The following is a 24,459-nucleotide window of genomic DNA, read 5'->3' as shown; positions in this document are numbered from 1 at the left end:
GAACTCAGGGTGCGGCGCAACGAGGCACCGCGCTCATGCGGCTTCGGCACAAAGCCGATCGGCCGTCCGCACGGCCTGGCAAAACTGGCGCATCAGCGCGGCGTCCTTGACGCCCTTGCTGGCTTCCACGCCGGAACTGACGTCCACAGCCCATGGCCGCACACGCCGGATCCCCTCTTCCACATTCCCCGGGTGCAATCCACCCGACAGGACCATGGGCCGCGGCAACTGCGGCGGCAGCAAGGACCAGTCAAACACCTGTCCTCCCCCACCGTAACCCTCGACATGGGCATCGACCAACAGGGCCTGGGCAGCGGGGAACGACAGGGCGAAGTCTAACAAATCAAAACCAGGGGCCATTCGGGCGGCCCGCAACCAGGGTCGGCCCAGGGCCAGGCGCTCGCACTCGGCGGGGGTTTCGTCGCCATGGAACTGGAGCAAGGCCTGAGGCAGCGCCTCCCGGACTTCGGCCGCCAGGGTGTCATCGGCATTGACCAGCAGCGCCACCGGCGTCACGAATGGCGGCAAGCGGCGCGCCAGTTCGGCGGCCCGGGCCACGCTCACATGACGGGGGCTTTTGGCGTAGAGCACCAACCCGATGGCATCGGCGCCGGCCTCGACCGCGGCGTCGACATCGGCTTCGCGGGTGAGGCCGCAGATCTTGATGCGCGTGCGGTGGTCTGAAGAAATGGGCATCCCGGGGTGGGCACCAACTGCAGGCACCCTCTTGGTGAGGACACCTGATTGTCGCAAAAATACCGGGATTGACCTAATCCGGGACGGGATCTCGGCGGTACCAACGTGCTTCAAATCGGGTGCGGCAACCAAGACAGCCCCGGCACCTGGCTGGGCAGCCCCCAATCGGTGTCGTATTGCGGCCCCAGAAAGTACAGCCCATCTGGTGAAAAAGTGGGGGCAGCCACCTTGCGGTCACGCGCCTCCAGCACCCACTTCACCCAGGCGGGTTCTTGCGTCCCCGTGCCCACGGCCAGCAGGCATCCCATGATGTTGCGGATCATGTGGTGCAGGAAAGCCTGACCTTCGAAATCGAAGCGCCAGTAGCGATGGGGCACGTCGGCCGGCTGCGGGGGCGCAAAAGGCGTGGCGGGGTGGCAGGCCTCGATGCGGATCTGACGCAGGTTTTTGACCGGGGTGGGCGACTGGCACATCGAGGATCGGAACGAACTGAAATCGTGCTCGCCGATGAGGTGCTCGGCCGCCTCTCGCATGGCGTCGAGGTTCAGCGGACGGAAAATCCAACCCACCTGCCCCGCTTCCAGTGCCGGCCTGATGGGCGACTCCAGCAGGACATAGGCGTAACGCCGCCCCCGGGCGCTGTTGCGCGCATGGAAGGCAGGTGTGACTTCGGCCGCCCACTGCACGGCGATGTCGGGCGGCAGAAAAGCGTTGGTGCCCCTTACCCAGGAAAACGGCGTGCGGCTCAAAGGCGTGTCGAGGTGCACCACCTGGTTGATGCCGTGCACGCCTGCATCGGTGCGCCCGGCGCAGACGGTCTTGACCTTCTGCACACAAAACGCTGACAAGGCCGACTCCAGCGCATCCTGCACCGTCCCGCCAGAAGGCTGGCTCTGCCACCCTTTGTACGCACCGCCCCGGTAAGAAACGCCAAGGGCGACCCGGTGGATCGCCCTTGGTGCCTCCTCGGGGGCCGCCGGGCTGTGAGGCCCCGACGTCACCCTTGGATCCTGCTCACTCATGTCGCATCAACTGAGACCATCAAGCATGGCCTGGGCCTTGGCGCGCAAGGGGCCGTCGGTGGCGTTGTCGAGCACCTCGTGCAGGAGCTCTCGGGCACCGTCGACGTCACCGATCTGGCGGAATTCCTCGGCCAGCTCGAACTTGCGGGCCATCGGATCGTTGGCAACCGCCTCATCGTGCGCGGAGGTCAGCCAGTCTTCTTCCTCGACCTCGGGCAGCATCTCGGCAACAGGCTCGGCCACGGGTGCCGGAGCCGGGGCATCCAGATCCAGGCTGATGCTGTTCATGTCGAAGGCCGGCGCGGCGGCAGGCGCCGCGGGCGAGCCAAAGGCATCGGATGAGAGGTCGAAGTCCAGACCGTTGTCATCGGCGGGCGCCGAGATCGGTGGAAACTCGTCCAAGGCTTGCGCTGCGGATGGCGCCGGCTCGACCACGGTGTTGACCTGGGTGGTCAGGCCGTCGTCCAGCGGCAAGGTCAGCGGAGGCAGGTCACCCGCTTCGGTGGTCGGCGGCGACACCGAATCGTTCACCTCGTCCAGCGGGGCGGGCGAGGAGATGTCGAGGTCGAGGTCCACGAAATCGACGTCGTCAGGCGATGCTGCGGGCAGAGGCTCGGGCGACAGAGACGGGGCCACCGTGTCCAGCACGCTGGGCGCAGGCATCACCGAATGCGGAATGGTGCTGGCACCCAGCATGTCGGGCGAGGTGTCCAGACTCAGCGGCGCGGCCGAGGGCTGCCCCCCAGGCTGGTAGAGCGGGTTCTCCGGGTCGATGCCCAGGCCCATCTCCTGCGCCTTGGCCCAGTCTTCACCCTGACCGTTGGTCAACGTGTACAGCTGGCCAGCCAGTTGCTCGTAGCCCTTGGTGTCTCGACGCTTGGCGTAGACCTCGAGCAGCTTGGTTCGCACGGCCAGGCGATCCGGCGTGCTGCGCAACGCTTCCTTGAGGATTTCCTCGGCCTGCAGGTCGCGGCCATAGGCCAGGTAGACGTCTGCCTCGGCCACGGGGTCCACGTCACCGATGGCATCGAGCTGGCTGAGCGAGTAGCTCATGGAAGACGGGCCGCCGGTGGCGTCCCGCGTGTCGACACGCTGACCGCCGCTGGCGCCAAAGAACGAATCCGGTTGCAGGCGGCTCTCCAGGAAGGAGGTTTCCCCCGAATCGGAGCGACGGCGCGAACGCAGGAACATGGCCACACCGGCCAACAGGGCCACGCCAGCGCCACCTGCGGCCAGCAACATCGGGTTCAGGGATTCAAGGAAGCCGGAGGATTCGGCAGGTGCTTCGCCCTCAGGGCTTGCCATGGGCAGGCTGGGAAGGCCAGAGGCTGCCGCTGAGGCCGACGCGGGCGCGCTGTCGGCACCGCTGGTGGCCGTGGCCGAGGCGACATCGACCGGCAGCGAAGCTGGCACCTCCGGTGCGGAGGACACCACCGGCGCCGGAGGCGTGGGCTCGGGTGCTGGCGCAGGAGCCGACGCAACCACCGGGGCCGGTGCGGGCGCCGCCACGGCAGGCTTGCTCGGCACCACCGGCGCGGGTGCCGGCGCCGACGCCGCTGCGGTCTTGTCCTTCAGCTTGCGCAGTTCGTCGAGGTTTTTGGACAGCTCGGCCACACGGGTCGCGCTGTCTTCCTTGGCACGGCTCTTGGCCAGCCGGTCTTCCGCGGCAGGGGCCGACGCGCTCCCCATGCCGCCCTTGCTCAGGGTGAGCTTGTCGGGAGTCGGCGCGGCAGCCTGTTTCTGGTCCTTGACCTCGGCTTCGACCTTGCCCTTCACCTGTCGCTGGGGCGCCTCGGGAGCGGTCGGGGCCACGGTGGAGGCGAGTTGCTGGCGGTAAGCGGCAAAGTCGGCGCTCTGTGCCTGGATGACCTTGCGCGCTTCGTCCTGCGTGAGGGACTTCAGCTTGTCGGTATCCGGCACGTTCAACACCACGCCCGACTTCAGTCGGTTCATGTTGTTGCCGACGAAGGCATCAGGGTTCTGGCGGTAGAGACCCACCAACATCTGATCGAGCGAGACGCCGGGCTGCTGCGCGCGGGACGCAATGGCCGAAAGGGAATCGCCACGCTTGACGCGCACCGCCTGCGCATCCGCTGCAGGGCTGGACGCGCTGGATTGGGCAACCTTGGGCGCCGGAGCAGGCGCGGGCACAGGGGCCACCTCGGCCGCGCTGGAAACAGGCGCAGGCGCAGGCGCAGCGGCCTTGGCCACCGGCTTGCTGCGCGGCTTGCTGGCCTCGACCGGCGCAGAAGCCGGGGCCTTCGTCACAGCCTTGGGCTCGGCAACGGGCTTGCTGGCCTCTGACGACGCCGTGGCATCGATCACCGGGGCGGCGGTTTGCACCGGTGCACGGCTGGCAGGAGGGTCAAACAGCAGGGTGTATTCGCGAACCAGGCGACCAGAGGACCATGCCAGATCCAGGATCACGTCGACAAAGGGCTCCTGCACAGAGCGGTCGCTGGTGATGCGCAAGTAGGGACGACCATCTGCGCGCCGCTGCAGGGAAATGCCGGTGGCGCCCAGGACCTGGTTGTAGTCCACCCCCGCTGCGCGGTAGGTTTCGGGAGAGGCCACCTTCACCTGAAGGGATGCCCCCTCTTCCGGTGTGAGGTTGGTGATGTCGATTTCTGCACGCAGCGACTCGCCCAAGGCGGACTGCACGTTGAGCTTGCCCAGGCCCAGGGCCCAGGACGCCGCAGGCAAGGCCCCCAACACGGCACAGGCCGTGGCAACGGCAACCCGATTCAGGGCAAAGCGCCCTGCGGACAACGAATGATCTTTCAAGGCGTCTCCCAAGTCGTCATGAGGTCGGTGTCAGGACCGGTGGCACGTGCTGGCCAGACAGTGGCTCGCACACGCGCCATCACCTGCAGACGGTACGCAGCAGAAAACACAATAGCAGCCGGTAGATACGGTGACAAGCTCACGTTCCGCCTGATCATGCGTCGCATGGCGCCGCATGAACCCGACCCGCATTCAAATGGGCTTGATTGTCGTCCGACGGCAACAAGCCCTGATCCTGATTTTGTGACCAGACGTTGCCAGCGCTTGACGGATCAGCGCGGCAAAGTCTGGCCTTATCTGGCTCAGGCGTCCAGCAGGATGCGCAGCATGCGGCGCAGAGGCTCGGCGGCACCCCACAGCAGCTGATCGCCCACTGTGAAGGCGCCCACGTATTCCGGCCCCATGGCCAGCTTGCGGATGCGCCCCACGGGGATGGTCAGCGTGCCGGTGGTGGCCACGGGCGTCAGGTCACGGATCGTGGCCTCGCGCGTGTTCGGCACGACCTTCACCCAAGGGTTGTCGGCGGCGATCATGGCCTCGATCTCTTCGGTCGAAATGTCCTTCTTGAGCTTGAAGGTCAGAGCCTGGCTGTGGCAACGCATCGCACCAATGCGCACACAGAAGCCATCGACGGGCACCGCGGCCGTGCCGAAGCCTTCGCCCTGTCCCAGGATCTTGTTGGTCTCGGCCATGCCCTTCCACTCTTCCTTCGACTGGCCATTGCCCAGGTCCTTGTCGATCCAGGGGATGAGCGAACCACCCAGCGGCACGCCGAAATTGGCGGTCTCGGAGGCGGTCAGGGCGCGCTGCTTGGTGATGATCTGACGGTCGATCTCGAGGATGGCGCTCTTGGGGTCGTCCAGCAACGAACGCACTTCGGCATTCAGGGTGCCAAACTGGGTCAGCAGTTCGCGCATGTGCTGTGCGCCCCCACCGGATGCAGCCTGGTAGGTCTGGGTGGACATCCACTCGACCAGGCCGGCCTTGTACAGCGCGCCCACGCCGATCAGCATGCAGCTGACGGTGCAGTTGCCGCCGATCCAGTTCTTGCCACCCTTGGCCAGCGCGTCCTTGATCACCGGCATGTTGACCGGGTCCAGCACGATCACGGCGTCATCGGACATGCGCAGGGTCGAGGCAGCGTCGATCCAGTGGCCGTTCCAGCCGGCGGCACGCAGCTTGGGGTAGACCTCGCTGGTGTAGTCGCCACCCTGAGCGGTCAGGATGATGTCGCAACGCTTGAGGGCGTCGATGTTGAAGGCATCCTGCAGCGTGGTTTCGTTCTTCGCCATCGAGGGGGCCTTGCCGCCCGAGTTCGAGGTCGAGAAGAACAGAGGTTCGATCAGATCGAAGTCACCTTCGGCCTGCATGCGGTCCATCAGCACCGAGCCGACCATGCCGCGCCAACCCACCAAACCAACCAGAGTCGTTGCCATTTTTCGTGTCCTTGTCAGATTCAATTGCGATGGCCCGGGCGATCAGCCCTGGGCCTTGAGCGCGGCCACCACGGCCTCGCCCATCTCGGTCGTACCGACCTTCTTCGTGCCTTCGCTGAAGATGTCGGGCGTGCGCAGGCCTTGTTCCAGCACCGTCTGCACGGCGGCTTCGATGCGGCTGGCGGCCTCTTCCTGGTTCAGGCTGAAGCGCAGCATCATGGCGGCGCTCAGGATGGTGGCCAGAGGGTTGGCCACGCCCTTGCCGGCGATGTCCGGGGCCGAGCCGTGGCTGGGCTCGTACAGGCCCTGGCCCTTGGCGTTCAGAGAGGCCGAGGGCAGCATGCCGATCGAGCCGGTCAGCATGGCGGCCGCGTCGGACAGGATGTCGCCGAACATGTTGCCGGTGAACAGCACGTCGAACTTCTTGGGCGCCTTGACCAGCTGCATCGCGGCGTTGTCCACGTACATGTGGTCGAGTTCGATGTCGGGGTACTGGGCGTGCACCTCGGTGACCACGTCCTTCCAGAACTGGAAGGTCTCCAGGACGTTGGCCTTGTCGACGCTGGTCACGCGCTTGCCGCGCTTGCGGGCCGCCTGGAAGGCCACGTGAGCGATGCGTTCGATCTCCGGACGCGAGTAGCGCATGGTGTCGAAGGCTTCCGGTGCGCCCTTGAACTCGCCATCCGGCGATTCACGCCGACCACGGGGCTGACCGAAGTAGATGTCGCCGGTCAGCTCGCGAATGATCAGGATGTCGAGGCCGGCCACCAGTTCAGGCTTGAGGCTGGAGGCGTGGGTCAGCTGCGGGTAGCAGATGGCCGGGCGGAAGTTGGCGAACAGACCCATGTTCTTGCGCAGGCCCAGGATGGCCTGCTCAGGACGCAGGGGGCGGTCCAGCGTGTCGTACTTCCAGTCGCCCACGGCACCGAACAGCACGGCATCGGAGGCCATGGCCAGCTTCAGGGTGTGCTCGGGCAGTGGATGACCGTGGGCGTCGTAGGCGGCGCCACCCACCTTGGCTTCCTCCAGCTGGAGCGGCAGGTCGAGCACGTTCAGGACCTTGACGGCCTCCGCAACGATCTCCGGGCCGATGCCGTCACCCGGCAGCACTGCAATCTTCTTGACCATGTCTGGTGTCTCTTCAGTCTTGTGCAATCAAACGATGCGGTGGTTGAGCCAGGGCTTGGTGGCCAGGCGCTCGGCCTCATAGGCCTTGATCTTGTCGGCGTGCTGCAAGGTCAGGCCGATGTCGTCGAAGCCGTTGAGCAGGCAGTGCTTGCGGAAAGGCTGGACGTCAAAGGGCAGCTCGACGCCGTCGGCCTTGATGACCACCTGACGCTCCAGGTCGATCGTCAGCTCGTAGCCAGGGAAAGCAAACACCTCGTTGAAGAGGGTGTCAACCTGCAACTCGCTCAGCTGGATCGGCAGCAGGCCGTTCTTGAAGCTGTTGTTGAAAAAGATGTCGGCAAAGCTGGGCGCAATGATGGCGCGGAAGCCGTACTGATCGAGCGCCCACGGAGCGTGCTCGCGGCTGGAGCCACAGCCGAAGTTCTTGCGGGCCAGCAGCACCGAAGCGCCCTTGTAGCGAGGCTGGTTCAGCACGAAGTCCGGGTTGATCTTGCGCGTGGCCGGGTCCTGGCCGGGCTCGCCCGCATCCAGGTAGCGCCATTCATCGAACAGGTTGGGGCCAAAGCCCGTGCGCTTGATCGACTTCAGGAACTGTTTGGGGATGATGGCGTCGGTGTCGACGTTGTCCCGGTCCATCGGGGCCACCAGGCCCTTGTGAATGCGAAATGCTTGCATGGTGTTTACTTTTTCGCTGCGTTGGAGATGGCCTCACCGGCCTTTTCCAGATCCTGCCCGATACCATGGACGGTGTTGCAGCCAGACAAGGCCAGGAGGCACAGGGACAAGGCGGCGATCAGAGGCAGTCGGGTCATGGGAGGTCTCTCAAACAGCAAGAACGGGTTGCGACGGTCAGGCGATGCGGCGGATGTCGACGAAGTGGCCCTGCATCGCGGCGGCAGCGGCCATGGCGGGGCTCACGAGGTGGGTGCGGCCACCAGCGCCCTGACGGCCTTCGAAGTTGCGATTGCTGGTCGACGCGCAGCGCTCGCCGGGTTCGAGACGGTCGGCATTCATCGCCAGGCACATGGAGCAGCCGGGCTCACGCCACTCGAAACCGGCAGCCTTGAAGACCAGGTCCAGACCTTCACGCTCGGCCTGGGCCTTGACCAGGCCGGAGCCAGGCACCACCAGGGCCAGCTTGATGTTCGAGGCCACCTTGCCGCCGATGCGCTTGACCACGGCAGCGGCCTCGCGCATGTCTTCGATGCGGCTGTTGGTGCAGGAACCGATGAACACCTTGTCGACACGGATGTCGCTCAGGGCCTTGTTGGGCTCCAGGGCCATGTACTGCAGGGCACGCTCGGTGGCAGAACGCTGGATCGGGTCCTTGATCTTGTCGGGATCGGGCACACGGTCTTCGATGGACAGCACCATCTCGGGCGAGGTGCCCCAGGTGACCTGCGGCTTGATTTCGGCGGCGTCCAGTTCGACCACGGTGTCGAAGACGGCATCCGCATCGGAATGCAGTGTCTTCCAGTAGGCCACGGCCTGGTCCCACTCGACACCCGTCGGCGTGAAAGGGCGCCCCTTGACGTAGTTGATCGTGGTGTCGTCCACGGCCACCAGACCGGCACGTGCACCGCCCTCGATGGCCATGTTGCAGACCGTCATGCGGCCTTCCATGCTCAGGGCGCGGATGGCCGAGCCAGCGAACTCGATGGTGTAGCCCGTGCCGCCAGCGGTGCCGATCTTGCCGATGATGGCCAGCACGATGTCCTTGGCGCTCACGCCCTTGGCCACGGTGCCCTCCACCTTGATCAGCATGTTCTTGGCCTTCTTGGCCAGCAGCGTCTGGGTGGCCAGCACATGCTCGACCTCCGAGGTGCCGATGCCGTGGGCCAGCGCGCCAAACGCGCCATGCGTGGAGGTGTGGCTGTCACCGCAGACCACGGTCATGCCGGGCAGCGTGGCGCCCTGCTCCGGGCCGATCACGTGCACGATGCCCTGGCGCTTGTCACCCATCTTGAACTGGGTGATGCCGACGCGGTCGCAATTCGCATCCAGCGTGTCGACCTGCAGCTTGGACACCGGGTCCTTGATGCCTTCGGAGCGGTCGGTCGTCGGCACGTTGTGATCGCTCACGGCCAGGTTGGCCGACAGGCGCCACACCTTGCGACCGGCCAGCTCCAGCCCCTCGAAGGCCTGCGGGCTGGTGACTTCGTGCACCAGGTGGCGGTCGATGTAGAGGGTGGCGGTGCCGTCTTCTTCGGTGTGGACGACGTGCTCGTCCCAGATCTTGTCGTAGAGGGTGCGTCCCATGGTGCTGCTGCGCAAAAGGCCGATGGCGTGCGCCATTCGACCGTTGGTGGGGGAATCCGAGATTTTAAGCCACAGGGGCGAAAAAAAACCCCGGCGCGAACCGGGGTTCGCATCGGGGCTCCGTGGCTGGTGCCCGAGGCGGTTGAAAAACCGCCAGGGGCTCAAGCAGATCAGCGTGCGCCGATGGGCTTGACGTCGCGCTTTTCGGCGCCAACGAACAGCTGACGGGGACGGCCGATCTTGTATTCGGGGTCGCCGATCATTTCGTTCAACTGAGCGATCCAGCCGACCGTGCGGGCCAGGGCGAAGATGGCGGTGAACAGCGGCACCGGGATGCCGATCGCGCGCTGAACGATGCCGGAGTAGAAGTCGACGTTCGGGTACAGCTTGCGCGACACGAAGTAATCGTCTTCCAGGGCGATCTTTTCCAGGGCCATGGCCAGCTTGAACATCGGGTCATTCTGCAGACCCAGCTCGTTCAGCACTTCATGGCAGGTTTCGCGCATCAGCTTGGCACGCGGGTCGTAGTTCTTGTAGACGCGGTGACCGAAGCCCATCAGCTTGACGTTGGAGTTCTTGTCCTTCACCTGGCTGATGAACTCGCCGATCTTCTCCACGCCACCGTTCTTCTGGATGTCTGCCAGCATGTTCAGGGCGGCCTCGTTGGCACCACCGTGAGCGGGGCCCCAGAGGCAGGCCACGCCAGCGGCGATGGCGGCAAACGGGTTCGTGCCCGACGAACCGCACAGGCGGACGGTCGAGGTCGAGGCGTTCTGCTCGTGGTCAGCGTGCAGGATGAAGATGCGGTCCATGGCGCGCACCAGCACGTCGTTGACCTTGTACTCTTCGCACGGCGTCGCGAACATCATGCGCATGAAGTTCTCGGTGTACGACAGGTCGTTCTTCGGGTACACGTAGGGTTGACCGATCGTGTACTTGTAGGCCATGGCCACGAGCGTCGGCATCTTGGCGATCAGGCGGATCGCTGCAATCTTGCGGTGCTCGGGGTTGTTGATGTCGGTGCTGTCGTGATAGAAGGCCGACAGAGCACCCACCAGACCGGTCATCACGGCCATGGGGTGTGCGTCACGACGGAAGCCGCGCAGGAAGAACTGCATCTGCTCGTTGACCATCGTGTGGTTGGTCACGCTGGCCACGAAGTCAGACTTCTCGGTGGCATTCGGCAGTTCGCCGTTCAGCAGCAGGTAGCAGGTCTCCAGGAAGTCGCAGTTGGTGGCCAGCTGCTCGATGGGGTAACCACGGTACAGCAGCTCACCCTTGTCACCGTCGATGTAGGTGATCGTGGAGTTGCACGAAGCCGTCGACAGGAAGCCTGGGTCGTAAGTGAACTTGCCGGTCTGGCCGTACAGCTTGCGGATGTCGATCACATCCGGGCCGATGGAGCCCTTGTAGATGGGCAGATCCATGCTGGGGCTGCCGTCAGAGAACGACAAGGTGGCTTTCACGTCGGACGGGGTCATGAGCACTCCTAGGGGTCGGTATTGTGGAAAGGGTGTGGGTGACGAGCTTGGTTTCCAGGTCGGCAGCCTTGGCGCGGCAGGTCAGTCCTGCCGGACCCGCATCATGGACAGCACCTGCAGGACATCCGGATCGCGCAGCTCCCCTTCCGGCTCCTTGCGGGCCAGGAGGAGATCCAGCAGATCATTGTCAGACAGGTCCATCAGCTGAAGCAAGCCCTGTACCAGTGGCGTGGTGAGACTTCCTTCGTGCTGCTCGAAAAAACGATCAATGAAAATGTCGTTTTCCAGCAGCCCACGGCGACAACGCCAGCGCAAGCGCCGCAACACGTCCGGGTCGGGCGTCAGATCGGCGGCAGGCGTAGGGGCGTTGGTCATCGGAATAGTAGGGCTGTGCAGCACGGAGGAAATCAGGAACCAGGCTCTTCAGAACGGGATCAGACGGCGCGACGCACCATCAGTTCCTTGATCTTGCCGATGGCCTTCGTGGGGTTCAAACCCTTGGGGCAAACATCGACGCAGTTCATGATCGTGTGGCAACGGAAGAGACGGTACGGGTCTTCCAGGTTGTCCAGGCGACCTGCGGTGTCCTGGTCGCGGCTGTCCGCGATGAAGCGGTAAGCCTGCAGCAGACCAGCGGGGCCCACGAACTTGTCGGGGTTCCACCAGAAGCTGGGGCAGCTGGTCGAGCAGCTGGCGCACAGGATGCACTCGTACAGGCCATCCAGCTCTTCGCGCTCTTCAGGCGACTGCAGGCGCTCCTTTTCGGGCGGCGGCGTGTCGTTGACGAGGTAAGGCTTGATCGAGTTGTACTGCTTGAAGAACTGCGTCATGTCCACGATCAGGTCGCGAACCACGGGCAGACCGGGCAGCGGCTTGAGGGTGATCACGCCAGGCAGCGTGCGCATGTTGGTCAGGCAGGCCAGGCCGTTCTTGCCGTTGATGTTCATGGCGTCCGAGCCACAAACGCCTTCGCGGCACGAGCGACGGAACGACAGGGTGGGGTCAACCGCCTTGAGCTTGACCAGGGCATCCAGCAGCATGCGCTCGTGACCGTCGAGTTCGATCTCGATGGTCTGCATGTAGGGCTTGGCATCCTTGTCCGGATCGTAGCGGTAGATGTTGAAAGTGCGCTTCATGATGCGTTCCTAATTCGTTTGACCGTCGATCAGAAGGTACGGACCTTCGGGGGCACGGATTCCACCGTCAGCGGGGTGAGGTTCACGGGCTTGTAGTCCAGGCGGTTGCCTTCGGAGTACCAGAGCGAGTGCTTCATCCAGTTGGCGTCGTCGCGGTTGGGGAAGTCGTCGTGGGCGTGGGCGCCACGCGATTCCGGACGGGCTGCGGCGGCCACCATGGTGGCTTGTGCGGCTTCGATCAGGTTGTCGACTTCCAGTGCTTCGATGCGGGCGGTGTTGAAGACCTTGGAGTTGTCCTTCAGGCCGATGGCCTTGACGCGCTCGCGCACGTCGGCGATGCGCTTGACGCCTTCGTCCATGGACTTCTGGGTGCGGAACACGCCGGCGTGCTTCTGCATGGTGGCACGAATCTCGTTGGCCACGTCCTGCGAGTACTCGCCGTTCTTGGCCGAATCCAGGCGGGCCAGGCGCGACAGGGTGTAGTCGGCGGCGTCCTTGGGCAGCGGCTTGTGGTTCTTCGTCTTGAGGTTGGTCTCGACGATGTGGTTGCCAGCAGCGCGGCCGAAGACCACCAGGTCCAGCAGCGAGTTGGTGCCCAGGCGGTTGGCGCCGTGCACCGACACGCAGGAGCACTCACCCACGGCGTACAGGCCGTTGATGATGTCGTTGTGCTTGCCGTTCTTGGGCACGACCACCTGGCCGTAGACGTTGGTGGGGATGCCACCCATCTGGTAGTGGATGGTCGGCACCACGGGGATCGGCTCCTTGGTGATGTCGACGTTGGCGAAGTTGTGGCCGATCTCGAACACCGAAGGCAGGCGCTTCATGATGGTCTCGGCGCCCAGGTGGGTCATGTCCAGCAGGACGTAGTCCTTATTGGGACCGCAGCCACGACCCTCCTTGATTTCCTGGTCCATCGAGCGGGACACGAAGTCACGGGGAGCCAGGTCCTTCAGGGTGGGGGCGTAACGTTCCATGAAGCGCTCGCCATTGCTGTTGCGCAGGATCGCGCCTTCGCCACGGCAGCCTTCGGTCAGCAGCACGCCCGCGCCGGCCACGCCGGTGGGGTGGAACTGCCAGAACTCCATGTCTTCCAGGGGGATGCCGGCGCGTGCCGCCATGCCCAGGCCGTCACCGGTGTTGATGAAGGCGTTGGTGGAAGCCTGGTAGATGCGGCCGGCGCCACCGGTGGCGAACAGCACGGTCTTGGCGTGCAGCACGTGCACGTCGCCGGTTTCCATTTCCAGGGCGGTCACGCCCACGGCGTCGCCATCGGCGTCACGGATGATGTCAAGGGCCATCCATTCCACGAAGAACTGGGTGCGGGCCTTGACGTTTTGCTGGTACAGCGTGTGCAGCAGGGCGTGGCCGGTGCGGTCGGCTGCGGCGCAGGCGCGTTGCACGGGCTTTTCGCCGTAGTTGGCGGTGTGGCCGCCGAAGGGACGCTGGTAGATGGTGCCGTCGGCGTTGCGGTCAAACGGCATGCCGAAGTGTTCCAGCTCGTACACCACCTTGGGTGCTTCACGGCACATGAACTCGATGGCGTCCTGGTCGCCCAGCCAGTCGGAACCCTTGACGGTGTCGAAGAAGTGGTAGTGCCAGTTGTCTTCGGACATGTTGCCCAGCGAGGCACCGATGCCGCCCTGGGCGGCCACCGTGTGCGAACGCGTGGGGAAGACCTTGGACAGCACGGCCACGTTCAGGCCGGCCAGAGACAGTTGCAGCGACGCGCGCATGCCGGAGCCGCCGGCCCCCACGATCACGACGTCAAATTTGCGGGTAGGAAGGGAAGTAGCGCTCATTTTTTACAGTCTCCACAGCACTTGGATGGCCCAGCCAGCGCAGCCCACGAGCCACACGATGCTGAACACTTGCAGGGCAAGGCGGATGCCCACCGGCTTGATGTAGTCCATCCAGATGTCACGCACGCCAACCCAGACGTGGTACAGCAGGGCCACGATGACCACGAAGGTCAGGGTCTTCATCCATTGCTGGGAGAAGATGCCGGCCCAGCGGTCGTAACCGATGGGGCCACCGAAGATGACCTGGGCCAGCAGCACGATGGTGAACAGGGCCATCAGCACGGCGGTGATGCGCTGTGCCAGCCAGTCACGCAGGCCATAGTGCGCACCGGTCACGATGCGCTTGGTTCCGTAGTTTTGAGACATGGTTTGGGGTTCCCGGAGACGAAATCAGAACAGACCGAAGAGCTTGGCGCCCAGGATCACCGTCAGACCCACGCTGAGAGCGAGGGTGATGATGGCCGAGCTGTGACCTTGCTGCTTGCTCACCGAGTGGGTGGCGTCCATGATCAGGTGGCGCACGCCAGCGATGAAGTGGTGCAGGTAGGCCCAGATCAAGGCCAGGGCGATGAGCTTCATGAACCAGCCAGGCAGGAAGCCGCAGCCGGCCACGAACACCGAGGTGAAGGTGTCGTAGGAGATCTCGGTCGAGACACTGGTGTCGAACATCCAGATGATGAAGGGCATCAGGAGGAACATCACGACGCCGCTGATCCGGTGGAGGATCGAAACGATGCCGGCCGGGGGCAAGCGGTAGCTCGCCAGGTCGGTGACGTGGATGTTCCGGTAGACGGGGCGTGGGTTTTTCGCGTTGTCAGCCATGGTGTAGGGGGGCTCCTGCCGAGCGTCGTTACTTTGTCAAGTGAAGGGGAGATTTTAGGGCAATCCCCAAGCCGAGGGACCCGCTTAGCCATTGGTCAATCCGAGGACAGGTCGCAGGCTTTGCGTGAACAAGGTCATGAACGGGGCGTCAACTCAGTTCGTTTCGGTAATAGTGGTGATCGGTGCGGTACAGACCCCGGCGCAGCTCGACAGGCTGGTCGCCATAGGTGAGCGAAAGGCGCTCGACGCTCAACAGCGGCGAGCCCACCGGCACCTGCAAGGCCTGCGCGGTGTCGGCCGTGGCCGCGACAGCGCGCAACTGCTCTTCGGCGCGGATCATGCGCACACCGAATTCGGATTCGAACAGGCCGTACATCGGGCCGCGGTATTCGCTGAGGCGGTCGGCGGTGAGACCTTTGAAGAGGCGACCGGGCAGCCAGATGTCGTCATAGACCACGGGACGACCGGAGAAGTGCAGCACCCGGCGAATTTCGACCACCATGTCGCCTGCCTTGAGGTGCAGGGCGCGGGCCACATCGGCCGGGGCGCGCAGGCGACGGCAGTCGAGGAACTCACGGCGCGAGCTGCTGGCGCCGGTCTCGGGCTGGTCGGGCATGAGGCGCAGGAAGCGGTACTGAACCTGCTCCTCGGCATGGGTGGCCACGAACGTGCCTTTGCCCTGACGGCGCATGAGCAGGTTCTCGGCGGCAAGCTCGTCAACCGCCTTGCGCACGGTGCCCTGACTGACCTTGAAGCGGGCCGCGAGGTCGATCTCGGACGGAATGGCCTCGCCCGGGCGCCACTCACCGGCCTGCAGGCTGCGCAGGATGAGGACCTTGATCTGCTGGTACAGCGGGCTGAACGAAGGTCCCTGGACCGACTGGCCCGCGCTCGCGCCACCACCAGCGGCGTCGGCGTCTTGTGCAGCAGAGAGAGGGAAAGGGGTCACCACGGAGGGTCGGCTCGTGTTGTTGTCGATCAGGGTCAGATCGGGCTGGCCTGGCGGGCAGTCCGGATGGGGCTGACCGGGCGGTATTGCACCACAAATGGAGCGCTTTTGTCCAACGAACTGACGAAAGATGTCTTATATAAGACATAAGAGCGTTGACGGAAAGGGACACTGGCCATAAACTGCCGCGCGAAGCTACACTTGTGGGTTTTCCACTAATCCGCCACCCTTCCTTTCGGAGTTGCATATGAGCAAAGCACCCGTTCGCGTCGCCGTCACCGGCGCCGCTGGTCAAATCGGTTACGCCCTCCTGTTCCGCATCGCCTCTGGCGAAATGCTGGGCAAGGACCAGCCCGTCATCCTGCAACTGCTGGAAATCCCCGACGAAAAGGCTCAGAACGCGCTCAAGGGCGTGATCATGGAGCTGGAAGACTGCGCTTTCCCGCTGCTGGCCGGCATCGAAGCCCACTCCGACCCCCTGACCGCCTTCAAGGACACCGACTACGCCCTGCTGGTGGGTGCACGCCCCCGCGGCCCCGGCATGGAGCGCGCCGACCTGCTGGCCGCCAACGCCCAGATCTTCACGGCCCAGGGCAAGGCCCTGAACGCCGTGGCTTCGCGCAATGTGAAGGTGCTGGTCGTCGGCAACCCCGCCAACACCAACGCCTACATCGCCATGAAGTCGGCTCCGGACCTGCCGGCCAAGAACTTCACCGCCATGCTGCGCCTGGACCACAACCGTGCCGCCTCGCAACTGGCCGCCAAGGCTGGCTTCAAGGTTGGCGACATCAAGAAGCTGACCGTCTGGGGCAACCACTCGCCCACGATGTACGCCGACTACCGTTTCGCCACGGTCGATGGCAAGTCCGTCAAGGAAGCCATCAACGACCAGGTCTGGAACGCTGAAACCTTCCTGCCGACCGTGGGCAAGCGTGGCGCTGCCATCATCGCCGCACGCGGCCTGTCGTCGGCCGCTTCGGCTGCCAACGCTGCCATCGACCACATGCGCGACTGGGCCCTGGGCTCCAACGGCGAATGGGTGACCATGGGCGTGCCTTCGAATGGCGAGTACGGCATCCCCGCCGGCATCGTGTTCGGCTTCCCCGTGACCACCACCCCTGACGGCGAGTACAAGATCGTCACCGGCCTGGAAATCGATGCCTTCTCGCAAGAGTGCATCAACAAGACCCTGGCCGAGCTGCAGGGCGAACAAGACGGCGTCAAGCACCTGCTGTGATGCGTCTGCACACCCGATCGGGGCACTGACTCGATCGCTGTGTCAAAAAGCCGGTTTGCGCGAGCAGGCCGGCTTTTTTTCGTTCAGACTGGCAGGGTTTGAAGAAGGAAAACACCGTGTCGACGCTGACCGCCATCCACCCCCGCCACGCCCTGTTCGGCTCAGAAAAGCCCGCCCCGCTGTTGCCGGTGTGCGACCACTACGCAGGCGTCGAAGCGCGCATGCGCAAAAGCCTGGCCTTGCAGGCGGAGATGGCCGCCCAGGCCGGTCACGCCGTGTTCGACGTGACACTGGACCTGGAAGACGGCGCGCCCGTGGGCGGAGAGCACGAACAGGCCCTGCTGGTGGCCGCCCTGGTGGCCGGCCCCGAAAACGCCACGGGGCGTGTGGGCGTACGGGTCCACGACTTTCGACACCGCCGCTTTGAAGACGATGTGGACACGGTGATCCGGCTGGCCGGCGAGCGGCTGGCCTACATCATGGTGCCCAAGCTGGCCGATGCGGCCGACGCCCAGCGTGCCATCGAGGCGATCAAGGCGGCGCGGGTCAAGCACGGGGTGACGCGGGTCGTGCCGGTGCACGGCCTGATCGAGACGCACCGGGCCGTGCAGCAGGTGCACGACATCGCAGCCCTGCCCGGCGTGGAATCGCTGTCCTTCGGGCTGATGGATTTCGTGTCGGATCACCGGGGGGCGGTGCCGGCCTCGGCCATGGGTGTGCAGGGGCAGTTCAGCCACCCGCTGGTGCTGCGGGCCAAACTGGAAATCTCGGCGGCCTGCCATGCGGCGGGCATCACGCCGTCGCATTGCGTGGTCACGGAGTTCAAGGACACGCGGGCGCTGGGCAAGGCGGCGGAACGCGCCTGCAGAGAACTCGCCTACACGCGCATGTGGAGCATCCACCCGGATCAGATCCCTGTGATCGTGGAGGCGTTCGCACCGGTATCGGCCGAGGTGGACGATGCGATCGAGATCCTGAGCGCGGCGCAAGCGGCTCATTGGGCGCCGACCTCACACCGCCATGTGCTGCACGACCGGGCCAGTTACCGCCACTACTGGCATGTGCTGGAGCGCGCATGGCTGACCGGGCAGCCTTTGCCGGTGGAAATCCGTTCGGCGTTTTTCGAGACGCCCCCCGGGCACTGACGTCCGCCGGATTCAGGCCCTGCGAATCAGCGCGGCGGCCCGCTCGGCGATCATCAGGGTCGGGGCATTGGTGTTGCCGCTGACGATGGTGGGCATGACGCCCGCGTCGACCACGCGCAAGCCCGCGATGCCTCGCACCCGCAACTGGCTGTCGACCACGGCCTCGGGGTCATCGGCATGTCCCATGCGGGTGGTGCCCACAGGATGGAAGATGGTGGTCGCGCACCGGGATGCGGCCTCGGCCAGGGCCTCGTCGCTCTGGCAGTCTGGCCCTGGGCGCCAGGCCTGGGGCTGGTAGGGCGCCAACGCAGGCTGGGACACGATGTGGCGGGCCACGCGAAGTGCCCGGATGGCCACCTCGCGGTCTTCCGGGGTGCTGAGGTAGCCCGGAGCGATCGCAGGTGCCGCTGCCAGATCGGCCGAACGGATCTCCACCGAACCACGGCTGCTGGGGTTGAGTGGGCAGACGCTGGCGGTGAAGGCCGGAAATCGGTGCAGGGGCTCACCAAAGGCGTCCAGGCTCAGGGGCTGGACGTGGAATTCCAGGTCGGGGTGCGCCAGGGACGGATGGCTGCGGGTGAAGACGCCCAGTTGACTGGGGGCCATGCTCATGGGACCGCTGCGGCGCAAGGCGTATTCCAACGCGATGCGGGCCTGGCCCCAAAGGCTGGCCATTCGGGTGTTGAGGGTGTCGACGCCCTGCACGGTGAAGACGCTGCGAATCTGGAGATGGTCCTGCAGGTTGGCGCCGACGCCAGGCAGTGCGTGCACCAGGGGCACCCCGGCCCGCGCCAGCACCTCGGCCGGACCGATGCCGGAGCGCTGCAGGATGGCGGGCGAACCGATGCTGCCGGCACAGAGTTGAACCTCGCGGGTGGCATGGGCCTCAACCATTTCGGTGCCGGTCCAGACGCGCACGCCGGTGCAACGCAAAGCGCCGTCCTCGCCCCGCCCTGTGATCAGGCGGTCGACCTGGGCGCGGGTCCACATCTCGAAATTGGGGCGGGCAAAGCAGGCGGGGCGCAGAAAGGCCTGCGCCGCATTCCACCGCATGCCTTTGCGCTGGTTGACCTCGAAGTAGCCGACACCCTCGTTGTCGCCGCGGTTGAAGTCGGCATTGGCAGGGATGCCGGCCTGTTGGGCGGCCAGGGCAAAGGCATCCAGCAGGTCCCAGCGCAGGCGCTGGCGCTCGACACGCCACTCGCCACCGGCGCCATGGTGGGCACTGGCGCCCAGGTGGTGGTCTTCGTGGCGCTTGAAGAGGGGCAGGACCTCGTTCCAGGCCCAGGACGGGTCACCGGTGAGCGCGGCCCAGTGGTCGTAATCGCGGGCTTGGCCGCGCATGTAGATCATGCCGTTGATGCTGGAGCAACCGCCCAGCACCTTGCCCCGCGGGTAACGCAGGCTGCGCCCACCCAGCCCGGGCTCGGGTTCGGTCTGATAGAGCCAGTCCGTGCGGGGGTTGCCGATGCAGTGGAGGTAGCCCACCGGGATGTGGATCCAGTGGTAATCGTCGGCGCCACCCGCTTCGATGAGCAGCACGCGCACCCTGGGGTCGGCGGACAGGCGGTTGGCGAGCAGGCAACCGGCGGTGCCGGCGCCGATGACGATGTGGTCGAAGGTGGTGTCGCTCAAGTGGGGCCCCATGGTCGACCGCGCAGACATGGCGCCATGTGTCCATGCCCACGCGGGTGGGGCCATCGTATGCCGCGGCACCACCCTGCCCCTCCCAGCGTTTACGCTAGGTGCATGACACAGACGACTTTCCTGTTTGAAGGCAGCGAATTGCGGAACCTGAGCCTGAGCGCCCCGAAGGGCGAGCAAGGTGCCTCAGGTGGCCAGACGCTGACCTTGCACTTTGCCGTGGCCTGCGTGCTGCAGGAGACCGCACCCGGCCAGGCGGCCGAGGAGGCCTACATGCAGCCGCTGGCCTTGGTGCTGGAGGGCGCGCAACTCGATGGTGAAGTGCGCGACGGCATCGGCGCGCTCGCAGAAGGGGTGCTGCGGGTGGGCGACGAACGCCTGTCTCGCCTGCCCCTGCCCTGGACGCAGGACGCACCGTTCAGCCTGAGCCTTCGCTTTCGCAACGGCACGCCATGGACCTTGCGCGCCCGCCGCGGCCACTGCACCCCCGGCCCCGATGCGCGTCTGCTGACGTCCTACGCCTGCTGAAAAGGGATCAGGCCAGACCGTGGGCCTTGAGCTTGCGCCACAGGGTGGTGCGGGCAATGCCGAGGCGCGCACAGGCCTGAAGGCGGTCTCCATCGCATTCGGCGAGCACACGGCTGAGCTGGGCACGCTCAGCCTCGGCTTGCTGCGCTTTCAGGGCGGGAGGGCGCAGGGCTCCGAGTGAAGGCGCTGCGCTGACCGCCAAGGGTTCGACCGGAAAGAGCTCGGGCGCCATCTGATGCAAGACCGCCACGACGCCCCCCGCCGGGTCCACCCCTGATCCGGGGCCAGGCGCCGCGCAGGCCACCACACGCTCGACCAGGTTGCCCAGTTCACGCACATTGCCCGGCCAGGCGTGGTGGCGCCCCTGTTGCACCAGGGCATCGATGAGGCCCTCGCTCCAACTCGGGTCGGTCTGCAGGCGGCGACAGGCCTCGCGCTGCAGAGCCCGGGCCAGGAGCGGCAGGTCGTCCAGGCGCTCACGCAGCGGCGGCACGCTCAGGCGCAGGATGTTGAGGCGGTAGTAGAGGTCGAGCCGGAAGCGGCCAGCCTGCACCTGCTGGAGCAGGTCCTGGTGGGTGGCTGCGATCACACGCACGTTGACAGGCGTGGGCTCGGTGGCCCCCACCCGCAGCACCTCCCGCTCCTGCAGCACGCGCAGCAGCCGGGTCTGCAAGGAAAGCGGCATCTCGCCGATCTCGTCCAGGAAGATGGTGCCCTTGTGCGCCGCCTCGAAGAGCCCGACCTTGCCGCCACGGCGCGCGCCGGTGAAAGCGCCTTCTTCGTGGCCAAAGAGCTCGCTCTCCAGCAAGGTCTCGGACAGGGCCGCGCAGTTCACCGCGACAAAGGGCAGATCGCGCCGGTCGCTGGCCATGTGGATGCCCTGGGCGATGAGCTCCTTGCCGGTGCCGCTCTCGCCGGTGACGAGCACGGTGGCAGGGCTGCGGGCGCAGCGCAGGGCCATCTCCTTGAGCTGGCGGATGGCGGTGCTCGCGCCCAGGAACTCGTCCAGCTCGTGGCGCGAGGCCGCTGCGCTGGGCTTGATGCGGGTGCGGATCTGGCGGTCGACACGCTGGATGCTGATCGGATCCTGACAGCTCAGCACCGCGCCGGTCAGCTGGCCCTGCTCCATGATGGGCATGCGGTTCACGATGAGGGCCTTGCCCCGTACCCGCTCGATTTTTTCCAGTTCGGGCAAGGCCAGGCGCAGGGTGGACTGCAGGCTGAGCTCGGGGCAGACCTCGCTCAAGGCTCGCCCCAGCCAGTCGCCCGGGTTCACGCCCAGCAACTGGGCCATGGCGGGATTCAGGGTCTGGATGCCCTCGTGCCGGTCCACCGCGATCACCCCGTCGCTCAACTGCGCCAGGATGGTGTTGAGGCGCTCTCGCTTGGCCAGCTCGATGCGGGCGGCGCGGGCCACCTCCAGGGCGTCCTCCAGGGCCTCGCGCACGGCATCGGGCGAATAGAGGAAGACCCCGGCCAGCCCGAGTTGCTCGGCCAGATCCGCGACCACGCCGGTGCCCACCACCACCTCGACGCCCTGCCCCCGCAAGGCCACCACACAGGCTCGGGCTTCGTCTTCGGTGCGGTAGCTGCGCTGCTGCACCCCCAGCTCGAACAGCCCGCCAAATTCACTGAGATCCGGGGCCATGCCTTCGTAGGTGACCAGGCCCACGCGGCCGGAGAGGCGCTTGGCTTCGGCCAGGGCCTTCATGAGGTCGAAGCCGCCGACCTTGACCAGCACCACCGGCGTGTCGAGCCGCTGACGCAGGTAGGCCCCGTTGGAGCCTGCCGCCACGATCACGTCCACAGGCTGGACAGCCTGCAGCGCCTGCACGCGGCTCACAGCCTGGTCGAAGCCGACGTCGAGCAGGTCGACCGTGGCACGCAGGGCAAACTCGGGGGCCACTTCCTGCAGCATCTTGTTGATGCGCCGAAAACCGACGGCCACAATCCGTGGAAGGGGACTGACGCCTGCCGCGCCAAACAAAGGGGAGTCGCGCATGAGAGGGTTCCGGGCGTGATGTGCTGTTTCACCATTGTTCCACAAGAGCCGAAAACACGTTTCATTTTTGGAACACCAATGAAACAACGCCGGAACCTGCCCCTGCCCTCGCCTTCCCAAAATTGAGACAAATCAAAGACTTGGCGGCGCCATCGGGGCCACAGTGAAGCCGCCCGAACGCTGGCACACGCGTTGCGAACCATCCCTGCAGTCACCCAACGACCGCATCCCACAGGAGAACGTGCATGGCCAACTTGACACCGGGCGCCCGCTTCCGAGCCGCCCTCGCCGCCGAAGCCCCCCTTCAGATCATCGGCGCCATCAACGCCAACCACGCCTTGCTGGCCAAGCGCGCGGGTTACCAGGCCATCTACCTCTCGGGTGGTGGCGTGGCCGCGGGCTCCCTGGGCCTGCCTGATCTGGGCATCAACACGCTGGACGACGTGCTCATCGACGTGCGCCGCATCACCGACGTGTGCGACGTGCCCCTGCTCGTCGACATCGACACCGGCTTCGGCCCCAGCGCCTTCAACATCGAGCGCACGGTCAAAAGCCTGATCAAGGCCGGCGCTGCGGCCTGCCACATCGAAGACCAGGTGGGCGCCAAGCGCTGCGGCCACCGCCCTGGCAAGGAAATCGTCACCACCGAAGAGATGGTGGACCGCGTCAAGGCCGCCGCCGACGCCAAGACGGACGCCGACTTTTTCCTGATCGCCCGCACCGATGCCATCCAGGTGCACGGCGTGGATGCCGCCATCGAGCGCGCCATCGCCTGCGTGGAAGCCGGCGCCGACGGCATCTTTGCCGAAGCCGCCTACGACCTGCCCACCTACGAAAAATTCGTCAAGGCGGTGAAGGTGCCGGTGCTGGCCAACATCACCGAGTTCGGCAAGACCCCGCTGTTCAGCGTGGACGACCTCCGCCCCACCGGCGTGGGCATGGTGCTCTACCCGCTGAGCGCCTTCCGCGCCATGAACAAGGCTGCCGAGGCCGTCTACACCGCCATCCGTCGTGACGGCCACCAGCGCAACGTGGTCGACACCATGCAGACCCGCGAAGAACTCTACGACCGCATCGGCTATCACGCGTTCGAGGGCAAGCTCGACGCGCTGTTCGCCGCCAAGAAGTGACCCCCGCCCATTTTTGACATCCAGGAGACCCCCATGAGCGCCACGCCTGAAACCACCACCCCTGGCTTCAAACCCAAGAAGTCGGTCGCCCTGTCTGGCACCGCCGCCGGCAACACCGCCCTGTGCACCGTGGGCCGCACCGGCAATGACCTGGCCTACCGCGGCTACGACATCCTCGACGTCGCCACCACCTGCGAGTTCGAAGAAATCGCCCACCTGCTGGTGCACGGCAAGCTGCCCACCGTGGCCGAACTGGCTGGCTACAAGGCCAAGCTGAAGTCGCTGCGCGGCCTGCCCGCCGGCCTGAAGACCGCGCTGGAACAGCTGCCCCCCTCCAGCCACCCGATGGACGTGATGCGCACCGGCGTGTCCGTGCTGGGCTGCCTGTCGCCCGAGAAGGACGACCACAACCACCCCGGCGCCCGCGACATCGCCGACAAGCTGATGGCCTCGCTGGGCTCGATGCTGCTGTACTGGTACCACTACAGCCACAACGGCAAGCGCATCGACGTGGAAACCGATGACGACTCCATCGGCGGCCACTTCCTGCACCTGCTGCACGGCGAGAAGCCGCGTGACAGCTGGGTGCGCGCCATGCACACTTCGCTGATCCTGTACGCCGAGCACGAGTTCAACGCCTCGACCTTCACCTCGCGCGTGGTGGCCGGCACGGGCTCGGACATGTTCTCTGCCATCACCGGCGGCATCGGCGCCCTGCGTGGCCCGAAGCACGGCGGCGCCAACGAAGTCGCCTTCGAGATCCAGAAGCGCTACGACAACCCGAATGAGGCGGAAGCCGACATCCGAGCCCGCGTGGAGCGCAAGGAAGTCGTGATCGGCTTCGGTCACCCCGTCTACACCGTGAGCGACCCGCGCAACGTGGTCATCAAGAAGGTGGCCGAAGACCTGAGCAAGGAACAGTCGAACATGAAGATGTACGACATCGCCGAGCGCCTGGAATCGGTGATGTGGGAAATCAAGAAGATGTTCCCCAACCTCGACTGGTTCTCTGCCGTGAGCTACCACATGATGGGCGTGCCCACCGCCATGTTCACGCCGCTGTTCGTGATCGCCCGCACCAGCGGCTGGTCGGCCCACGTGATCGAACAGCGCATCGACGGCAAGATCATCCGCCCGAGCGCCAACTACACCGGCCCTGAAGACCAGAAGTTCGTGCCCATCAAGGACCGCAAGTAAACAGCACGAAGGGCGCCTCGGGCGCCCTTTCACCTTGAAGCGACCTTCACTCTCCTGAACG

22 protein-coding genes are annotated in these 24,459 nt (G+C 65.4%); 5 read left to right on the top strand and 17 right to left on the bottom strand.

Annotated features, from left to right (window positions below; translation table 11 throughout):
• Positions 1 to 33: 33 nt before the first annotated feature.
• From QZ994_RS01895 to QZ994_RS01825, 15 genes are all read right to left on the bottom strand, one after another.
• Positions 34 to 696 carry a phosphoribosylanthranilate isomerase gene (locus QZ994_RS01895; RefSeq protein ID WP_290867424.1) on the bottom strand — a complete coding sequence of 221 codons (663 nt, stop codon included), beginning with the start codon at positions 694 to 696 and terminating at the stop codon, positions 34 to 36.
• A 110-nt stretch (positions 697 to 806) separates the two neighbouring features.
• Positions 807 to 1,646, bottom strand: a complete 840-nt coding sequence (truA, locus tag QZ994_RS01890) for a tRNA pseudouridine(38-40) synthase TruA (RefSeq protein ID WP_290867476.1) — start codon at positions 1,644 to 1,646, stop codon at positions 807 to 809.
• A gap of 78 nt (positions 1,647 to 1,724) precedes the next feature.
• Positions 1,725 to 4,502 (bottom strand): FimV/HubP family polar landmark protein, encoded by a 2,778-nt coding sequence (locus tag QZ994_RS01885; protein WP_290867423.1) that lies wholly within the window; start codon positions 4,500 to 4,502, stop codon positions 1,725 to 1,727.
• A 302-nt stretch (positions 4,503 to 4,804) separates the two neighbouring features.
• Positions 4,805 to 5,938 carry an aspartate-semialdehyde dehydrogenase gene (gene asd, locus QZ994_RS01880; RefSeq protein ID WP_290867421.1) on the bottom strand — a complete coding sequence of 378 codons (1,134 nt, stop codon included), beginning with the start codon at positions 5,936 to 5,938 and terminating at the stop codon, positions 4,805 to 4,807.
• A gap of 42 nt (positions 5,939 to 5,980) precedes the next feature.
• Positions 5,981 to 7,066, bottom strand: a complete 1,086-nt coding sequence (gene leuB / locus QZ994_RS01875; protein WP_290867419.1) for a 3-isopropylmalate dehydrogenase — start codon at positions 7,064 to 7,066, stop codon at positions 5,981 to 5,983.
• A 27-nt stretch (positions 7,067 to 7,093) separates the two neighbouring features.
• Positions 7,094 to 7,741 (bottom strand): 3-isopropylmalate dehydratase small subunit, encoded by a 648-nt coding sequence (gene leuD, locus QZ994_RS01870; RefSeq protein ID WP_290867417.1) that lies wholly within the window; start codon positions 7,739 to 7,741, stop codon positions 7,094 to 7,096.
• Between the two features lie 5 nt (positions 7,742 to 7,746).
• Positions 7,747 to 7,878 carry an entericidin A/B family lipoprotein gene (locus QZ994_RS01865; RefSeq protein ID WP_290867416.1) on the bottom strand — a complete coding sequence of 44 codons (132 nt, stop codon included), beginning with the start codon at positions 7,876 to 7,878 and terminating at the stop codon, positions 7,747 to 7,749.
• 37 nt (positions 7,879 to 7,915) lie between these two features.
• On the bottom strand, positions 7,916 to 9,325 hold the full coding sequence (gene leuC, locus QZ994_RS01860) for a 3-isopropylmalate dehydratase large subunit (RefSeq protein WP_290867414.1): 1,410 nt from the start codon (positions 9,323 to 9,325) through the stop codon (positions 7,916 to 7,918).
• A gap of 170 nt (positions 9,326 to 9,495) precedes the next feature.
• A complete protein-coding gene (gene gltA / locus QZ994_RS01855; RefSeq protein WP_290867412.1) occupies positions 9,496 to 10,806 on the bottom strand; it encodes a citrate synthase in 1,311 nt (436 codons plus the stop codon).
• A gap of 81 nt (positions 10,807 to 10,887) precedes the next feature.
• A complete protein-coding gene (locus QZ994_RS01850; protein WP_290867410.1) occupies positions 10,888 to 11,181 on the bottom strand; it encodes a succinate dehydrogenase assembly factor 2 in 294 nt (97 codons plus the stop codon).
• 59 nt (positions 11,182 to 11,240) lie between these two features.
• Entirely contained in the window at positions 11,241 to 11,942 is a 702-nt protein-coding gene (locus tag QZ994_RS01845; protein ID WP_290867409.1) for a succinate dehydrogenase iron-sulfur subunit, read from the bottom strand.
• Positions 11,943 to 11,971: 29 nt separating this feature from the next.
• Positions 11,972 to 13,744 carry a succinate dehydrogenase flavoprotein subunit gene (gene sdhA, locus QZ994_RS01840; RefSeq protein ID WP_290867407.1) on the bottom strand — a complete coding sequence of 591 codons (1,773 nt, stop codon included), beginning with the start codon at positions 13,742 to 13,744 and terminating at the stop codon, positions 11,972 to 11,974.
• 3 nt (positions 13,745 to 13,747) lie between these two features.
• A complete protein-coding gene (gene sdhD, locus QZ994_RS01835) occupies positions 13,748 to 14,110 on the bottom strand; it encodes a succinate dehydrogenase, hydrophobic membrane anchor protein (protein ID WP_290867405.1) in 363 nt (120 codons plus the stop codon).
• A gap of 24 nt (positions 14,111 to 14,134) precedes the next feature.
• Entirely contained in the window at positions 14,135 to 14,566 is a 432-nt protein-coding gene (sdhC, locus tag QZ994_RS01830) for a succinate dehydrogenase, cytochrome b556 subunit (RefSeq protein ID WP_290867403.1), read from the bottom strand.
• 148 nt (positions 14,567 to 14,714) lie between these two features.
• Entirely contained in the window at positions 14,715 to 15,419 is a 705-nt protein-coding gene (locus QZ994_RS01825; protein ID WP_290867474.1) for a GntR family transcriptional regulator, read from the bottom strand.
• A gap of 343 nt (positions 15,420 to 15,762) precedes the next feature.
• Between QZ994_RS01825 and QZ994_RS01820 the strand changes: the two genes are divergently transcribed.
• Both QZ994_RS01820 and QZ994_RS01815 read left to right on the top strand, forming a co-directional pair.
• Positions 15,763 to 16,752, top strand: a complete 990-nt coding sequence (locus QZ994_RS01820) for a malate dehydrogenase (RefSeq protein ID WP_290867401.1) — start codon at positions 15,763 to 15,765, stop codon at positions 16,750 to 16,752.
• A gap of 116 nt (positions 16,753 to 16,868) precedes the next feature.
• Positions 16,869 to 17,897, top strand: a complete 1,029-nt coding sequence (locus QZ994_RS01815) for an aldolase/citrate lyase family protein (protein WP_290867399.1) — start codon at positions 16,869 to 16,871, stop codon at positions 17,895 to 17,897.
• Between the two features lie 12 nt (positions 17,898 to 17,909).
• Here QZ994_RS01815 and QZ994_RS01810 read toward each other — a convergent pair whose 3' ends face one another.
• Positions 17,910 to 19,532 (bottom strand): GMC family oxidoreductase, encoded by a 1,623-nt coding sequence (locus tag QZ994_RS01810; RefSeq protein WP_290867397.1) that lies wholly within the window; start codon positions 19,530 to 19,532, stop codon positions 17,910 to 17,912.
• Positions 19,533 to 19,646: 114 nt separating this feature from the next.
• Here QZ994_RS01810 and QZ994_RS01805 point away from each other — a divergent pair, with 114 nt between their 5' ends.
• Positions 19,647 to 20,069, top strand: a complete 423-nt coding sequence (locus tag QZ994_RS01805) for a hypothetical protein (protein ID WP_290867396.1) — start codon at positions 19,647 to 19,649, stop codon at positions 20,067 to 20,069.
• A 7-nt stretch (positions 20,070 to 20,076) separates the two neighbouring features.
• On the opposite strand, the gene prpR is transcribed toward QZ994_RS01805, so the two are convergent.
• Entirely contained in the window at positions 20,077 to 22,071 is a 1,995-nt protein-coding gene (prpR, locus tag QZ994_RS01800) for a propionate catabolism operon regulatory protein PrpR (protein WP_290867394.1), read from the bottom strand.
• Positions 22,072 to 22,316: 245 nt separating this feature from the next.
• On the opposite strand from prpR, the gene prpB reads away from it, so the two are divergent.
• Both prpB and prpC read left to right on the top strand, forming a co-directional pair.
• Positions 22,317 to 23,201: a methylisocitrate lyase gene (gene prpB, locus QZ994_RS01795; protein WP_290867392.1), complete on the top strand. Its 885-nt coding sequence runs from the start codon at positions 22,317 to 22,319 to the stop codon at positions 23,199 to 23,201.
• A 33-nt stretch (positions 23,202 to 23,234) separates the two neighbouring features.
• Positions 23,235 to 24,398, top strand: a complete 1,164-nt coding sequence (gene prpC / locus QZ994_RS01790) for a 2-methylcitrate synthase (protein ID WP_290867390.1) — start codon at positions 23,235 to 23,237, stop codon at positions 24,396 to 24,398.
• The last annotated feature ends 61 nt before the right edge of the window (positions 24,399 to 24,459 follow it).

The sequence above is a fragment of the Aquabacterium sp. genome, from assembly GCF_021768455.1.
Lineage (GTDB): Bacteria > Pseudomonadota > Gammaproteobacteria > Burkholderiales > Burkholderiaceae_C > Aquabacterium.
Note: the sequence above shows the minus strand (reverse complement) of the source record. Positions and strands in the feature narration are given on the sequence as shown.